At 39.9% G+C, this 1,221-nt stretch carries 1 protein-coding gene; it reads right to left on the minus strand.

The genetic code is table 11. From position 1 onward, the window contains the following. Positions 1-127: 127 nt before the first annotated feature. Complete coding sequence (locus F6K53_RS43710; protein WP_293067582.1) at positions 128-940, minus strand: calcium-binding protein; 813 nt, start codon at positions 938-940, stop codon at positions 128-130. Positions 941-1,221: the final 281 nt, after the last annotated feature.

Raw genomic sequence — 1,221 nt, forward strand, 5'->3', positions numbered from 1 at the left:
CGAAGACAGTTTTACGAATGTACATGGTTGTTAATTTTATCGCTATTTGCTATCAAAGACGCCAAGTTGTCCTAAAAAGTTCTACTGACGGCTGAGTACTTATAGCTAAATCCTGACCTTAAGATTGCTATAGTTGTACATCAATTAAAGTTGCCAAAATATCCCCACTTTCGGCAAATACTAAGGTACTATTTCCAGAAACAGTAAAACTGAGTTCATTATTTTGGAAGACATCTTGACCTGATTGGAAGCCATGAATAGTAACTGCTCCCTCACCCTCTAACAGCAAAAACTCGTCAATACCACTGCCAAGGAAAACAGTATCATTCCCAATGCCAGCACTAATAAAATTATTGCCAACTCCGGCAAAAATTAAATCATCACCCAAGCCAGTCGTAATTTGGTCATTACCAGTGCCAGCGTAGATTTTATTGTTACCGGATTGAGCATCGATCAGGTTATCTCCAGCTCCTGCGAAGATAACATTATCACCAAATTTAGTGGTAATTCTGTCATCGCCAGCGCCCATGTAGATGATATTGTCACCAAAAAGAGTAGTGATAAAGTCATCCCCATCACCAGCAAAGATTTCATTATCCCCCCTTTCCGTAGAAATTGTGTCATCCCCAGCACCAACAAAAATCTGATTGTTGTCACTTTTAACCAGGCTGATCTGGTTATCCCCCTCCCCTGCAAAGATTAAATTCTCATTACTTTCAAAGACTGTAATCACATCATCGCCAACGCCTGTGTAGACAGTATTATTGCTGCCCATACCTACGCTAACCCGATCACCCTGATTGCCTTCATTGGCGAAGATGGTATTATTCCCCCCTTGGAAAACGGTAAGATCATCCTTGCCAGTGCTAGGGAAAATAGTAGTTTTTCCACCGCTAGCTGAAATCATGTCGTCGCCCGGTGTGCCCAAAATTGTTCTCATTATCAAAATCACGCGAAACAGTTTCGAGAATGTTAAAAGTCATCGCCCAAGCTGGCGTTGTAGAAGCGCAAAGCCTTTAGCCGCTAATAATTACCATTACTAATTCCCATGACAATAATGACAGCGCCAGCATTAGACATTGATCACTTTTTTAGTCCAGTAGTAGTAAACAGCAAACTTTTTCTGCTACTGAAAAAAATTTTAGGTGAAAACCCATAGAGCTTGATTAAATTCTAATTAACTAGGTGAAGATTAATGTAAAGATTAAATAAAGATCAACA

The sequence above is a fragment of the Moorena sp. SIO4A1 genome, assembly GCF_010672065.1.
Lineage (GTDB): Bacteria > Cyanobacteriota > Cyanobacteriia > Cyanobacteriales > Coleofasciculaceae > Moorena.